We start from the raw sequence: 4426 nt of genomic DNA, 5'->3' as shown, positions 1-4426 counted from the left end.
GCGGGGCGTCGGAGTTCGGCGACGACGAGCCGGGCCAGATCAGCCGCGGCGGCGACTTCGGACGATCATCCCCCATGGAGCGCAGGCCCGAGCCGGCCGGCGGCTCCCGGCACAGCGACTTCGACGACGACATTCCGTTCTAGGGCTTCGCCGTTCTAAAGAACACTGCCCACCAAACGTTCGAAATCCGGGCTCCAGCCCGGATTTTTCGTGCCGGCCTCCGCTTGGCCCCACCTCAGGCGTCGATTGAGGTCTTGCGGGTCTGATGCCGCGAGCGCTGAGCCCGCTCCACCTCCCGGAGCCTCCGCGCCCTCTCCTGCAGTTCGTCGCGGCTCGACCACCACCATCCCCGCGCGGAGCGGATCTCGGATGCCTCTTCGGCCTGCACGGGGCGTGTGCGGTAGATCTCCTGAAGGGTCGGCATCCGCCAGTGACCCCAAACGTAGTGGGACGGATCTCCCTGGAGATGAGCGTAAAGCCTGGCCGCGGCAGGATCGTCGATGGGATCGACGTCGATCGCCTCGAACACGACAACCCCCCAGCTGATCGTCGAGAGCGGAAAGCCCAAAGGGGGAGGATCGTCGACCGGCACCGGGTAGCGCCTGCGGCGGCGCTCCGCCTGCAGCGGAGCAGCCTCATCCGGGCCTTCTCGCCTCTTCTCCTCGCGGCGTCTCCGGCGGGCCTCAGGCTCGTTGCGCCGCGCCGCCTCCTCGATCTCGGGCCAGCGCGACTTCAAATCCTCGTAGGAGCGGAACGGCACCCGCCAGACCCTGTCCTCGGAATCCCAGTGGGCCCACGGAATCGACCGCAGTGCTTCCACGATGGTGCGCGAATAGGGCGTGCGCACCATCAGATCGTCAGCGACGGTCAGATAGGGGCTCTCCAGAGGCTCGAAGACAAAGGCGTCCCGCCCCTTGGCGTCGGCATGCCGGTCCAGGGTCTCCAGCTCCTGCGCCGTCCAGGTGGTCAGCCGCTTCGCGGCCGTCGTTCCCGGCACGAACCAGCGCTCCTCCCCGGCCCGCCACCGCGCCCGAGGGAAATGCTCCCGAAACCGGCGGACGAGATCGCGGTCATAGGGAAACCGGGCATAGGCACCCGGGCGCTCCTCGTCATCAGAGGGCAGAATCTGGAAGGCGGAGGCGATCTCCATCGGCCGTCAGAACCGCTCGCGATTGGTGTCTCTGAGCACAACCGCCCGTCTTGATTTTGGATCCCGCCGCTAAGCGATACCGTCACGGGAAATGCCTGTCAGGCATCTCCCGCAGTGTTGGGCGAGCCATAGACATCCTGACCTGTCAGCCCACGCAGGACCTCGTATGTCTGATGGAGCCTTGAATGAGCAGGGGCCCAAATGCAAGCCAACGCCTCAGATACGCCGCTGCCTCGTGCGGCAGAAGCTCCGACACATGGGTGCGAACGCCCTCCAATGCCCGTTGCTCCAGGTAAGCAAACCGATGGAAGTGGACCTATCGGGCAAGATCGTGCCGCGCGAGTGAGGAAGGAACACACGCCATGCTGAAGCGTCTCCACGGTCGCATTGTGAGCAGCGGACTCCAAGCTAAAACAGCCTGCTGTCCATCTGGCGATCGTCGCAAGTACCATGTGGCTGGCAGTTAGATGCTCAGACCTGGTTTTTCATGATTCCGAACTGAGCACCAACTGCCACCGTGAACAAGCCTCTGGCGAAAGGCGACGGCAAGCCGGTGTCCGACCCCAGGGGCGGCCCGGTGCACGACCCGGCCATAGTGCGGGCAAGAGCGCTGTCGATGCCAAGTTAACGGCACAGGTTGTCGTCACGCTGAAATAGGTCTACGCCGTCGTGGTATGACCTGAGATTGTAAAAGGCCTCTGTAATGGCATCTCCTCGCGACGGATCCTCCCCCCTCCCGTTCTTGAGGGGCGTCAGCTTTACAGGGATGAACTATACGCCAGGTGAACAATGGCCCCGAGCTGAGGCGGCGGATTACTTCATCAAGCAGAAGCGGATGAACGTCGTCCGGCTCAGCCTTCTTTGGGAGCTGATGCAACCCATCCTCGGTGGGCCCCTGGCCGTTGCTCAAACCAGAGGCATCCAAACTCAGATCGGACGAATTGCTGGGCTTGGGGCTTATGTCATCATTGAACCGCACATCTACGGTCGCCGCACGGAAGGCGGGGCAGAGCACATCATCGGGGAAGGCCCGATCGTCACCATTGACCACTTCTCCGACTTCTGGCGGAAAGTGGCCGCCCAGTACAGCGGTCCGATGATCCTGTACAGCCTGATGAACGAGCCGCACGATCAGAACTCTGGAAAGCTTGTCGAGGTCATCAATGGCGCCATTGCTGCCATTCGCTCCACAGGCGCGACGGGCCCGATCCTCGTTCCAGGCAACAACTGGACGAGCCGCACGAGCTGGAGGCGGGGTTCCGCGAATTTCTCCATGATGGCGGATATCGTTGACCCGCTGAACAACTGGATCATCGACTACCATTGCTACTTCGACGAATGGTCGGCTGGGCAGAAAGCAACCATTGAGAAAGGCTTCATCAACGATGTCGCGTTTTTCTCGAATTGGCTGGGCTCAAGTGGGCGGAAGGCGTTCGTCGGCGAATTCGGCTGTGCCGCAGATGTCGAATCCTTGAAGGCACTTCAGCGTTTCCTCGACCACATCGAAGCTAACAGGGAGTGTTGGGCCGGTTGGGCTTACTTCGCTGGAGGCGGGTGGTGGAAGTACGATCATATGCTGCGGCTCGACCCTTACGCATCGAAGTGGGATCCACACAATGTCTTCGCGAAAGAGGCTCAGACTTGGGAAGATCCTCGTCCAGACATGCCGCAGATGCGCACGTTGATGAGGTATCTCCCGCATCCATGAATGTCCATGGCATGACTGATGCCGGGTGCTAGCGTGAAAGTCTGGTAGGAGAGTTCTTCGCTACGGCTCACGTTCGAGCTGAGGCTCTCCCTGATAGTTCGACAGTTCCTCCGGAAGTATGAGCGGCGTTTCCGGCCCAGGTTTATTGTGCTTGGCTCCAAGGCACTCGTCGCACATCGATCGGACAGAGCGCTTGGCCGCTGCACGATGGCGATCGTACATCTCGTTCCACCCCTCGCGTCGAGCCGGTGCCTTAGGTTTCGGAGCCGCGACAATAGCTCGGAACTCGTCCGCATTTTCAAGTCGTGGTGGTGTCCCTTGGCCGATGTCCTGTGCGATCGAAGCAGACGCCAGCATTGATAGAGGGAGAATAATAAGAACTTTTCGCATGGCACGATTACTGTTCGAAGGTGCTGATCGGTAAGGGCCGATGTCAGTAGAAATGCCGCTCGAAAAGGTTCTGCGGTGTGACAAACAAACGCCCCGGCTGAGCAGCTTGCAGACCATCTCAACCAGGGCGCTCATGGCTCTGTGGGGGCGAGCCATAGACGGAAAACTATCCTGTTCCGGCTGGGTCTCAATGTCCCAATCGGTGAGTGCCGATGGCGCGAAAACCCCATTCATCGCATCAGTGGTAGCTCAGGTAGACAAACGCCCCGGCCTTGAAATGGATCGGGTCACCTGCCGCCGGAGCGTCAGCAGCACCTGGGCCGCGGTGTTTATCCAGGCTGATTCATGACAAGCAGGACAAGGCCTCTGACCGAGCAAGCTAAACGATCAGTATGGCGGTATCGAACCCCCCTTCTATCACGATTAGCCGGCAGGAATCTTCTCCCGAACGGCTCGCAACAAAAAGAGCTGCAATCTCAAAGATTTTTGATTAACATAGGTGAATAAGAATAAATAACTTTGTTTCAAATGGAGGAAACGATGCTGTGGTGGGTAAGCTTTCATTTGAGTTGTCTATTAGGTTTCTTAACCTTGGTCGGTGATCCGCCCGAACTACCCTGGCACGACTGATCCAAACGAAAGCGCTCCGATTAGGGCTCAAAGAGGCGGTGCTCAACCTGTGCGCTCAGCCGAAAGCCTCTAAGGAGATTTGCATTGGCAGCGCCGCCTTAACCCTGACCTAGGGCTAGGGTGATCTGGATCGGGCGCTCGTCGGCACCCGCCAAAGGATCGTTCTTTTTCGTCAGGCCGCCAGGGGAAAGCCCATGCCGCCGCCTGCGGCCCGTTGCGCCGCGCGATCAGATCGAAAGCATGAATGGACCTGATCCAGGGGTGAAGCGCGCTGAACTCCTCCTCTCTCTAACAGAAGTCGTCCAACAATTCTGTCAGAAATGCCCATGCTCTGGACCTCAGCCGGGCCCGCCAAAGGTCAGCCCGAGCGCTTGGGCGCTTGCCGTGTAAGATCGTGCGAAATCTACTCAGATCTCTCTCAGCAACAACCCGTTATCTCCCACGGCCAGGGGCATCCCCGCATCCTCAGTCGGAAGAACACCTCGAGGACGATTTGGGTAGGGCCGCGCACCGGCGACGGCCGCTGCAGCCCGGTTGTTGACGCCAAA

2 protein-coding genes are annotated in these 4426 nt (G+C 60.1%); one reads left to right on the top strand and one right to left on the bottom strand.

Annotation, left to right across the window (positions count from 1 at the left end; all coding sequences use genetic code 11):
* Positions 1 to 235: 235 nt before the first annotated feature.
* Positions 236 to 1150, bottom strand: a complete 915-nt coding sequence (locus KBI52_RS02190; protein WP_247654127.1) for a hypothetical protein — start codon at positions 1148 to 1150, stop codon at positions 236 to 238.
* Positions 1151 to 1853: 703 nt separating this feature from the next.
* Between KBI52_RS02190 and KBI52_RS02185 the strand changes: the two genes are divergently transcribed.
* The gene (locus KBI52_RS02185; RefSeq protein ID WP_371823100.1) at positions 1854 to 2858 is read left to right on the top strand and encodes a glycoside hydrolase family 5 protein; all 1005 of its coding nucleotides are present in this window, start codon (positions 1854 to 1856) and stop codon (positions 2856 to 2858) included.
* Positions 2859 to 4426 lie beyond the last annotated feature (1568 nt).

The sequence above is a fragment of the Microvirga sp. HBU67558 genome (assembly GCF_018069605.1).
Classification (GTDB): Bacteria; Pseudomonadota; Alphaproteobacteria; order Rhizobiales; family Beijerinckiaceae; genus Microvirga; species Microvirga terrae.
The sequence above is the reverse complement of the archived record's forward strand: the minus strand, read 5'-3'. Positions and strand labels throughout refer to the sequence as shown.

What these genes read in the sequence shown, in the direction of transcription:
- KBI52_RS02185 (WP_371823100.1), top strand. Translation starts at nt 1,854, where the DNA reads ATGGCATCTCCTCGCGACGGATCCTCCCCCCTCCCGTTCTTGAGGGGC.
- KBI52_RS02190 (WP_247654127.1), bottom strand. Translation starts at nt 1,150, where the DNA reads ATGGAGATCGCCTCCGCCTTCCAGATTCTGCCCTCTGATGACGAGGAG.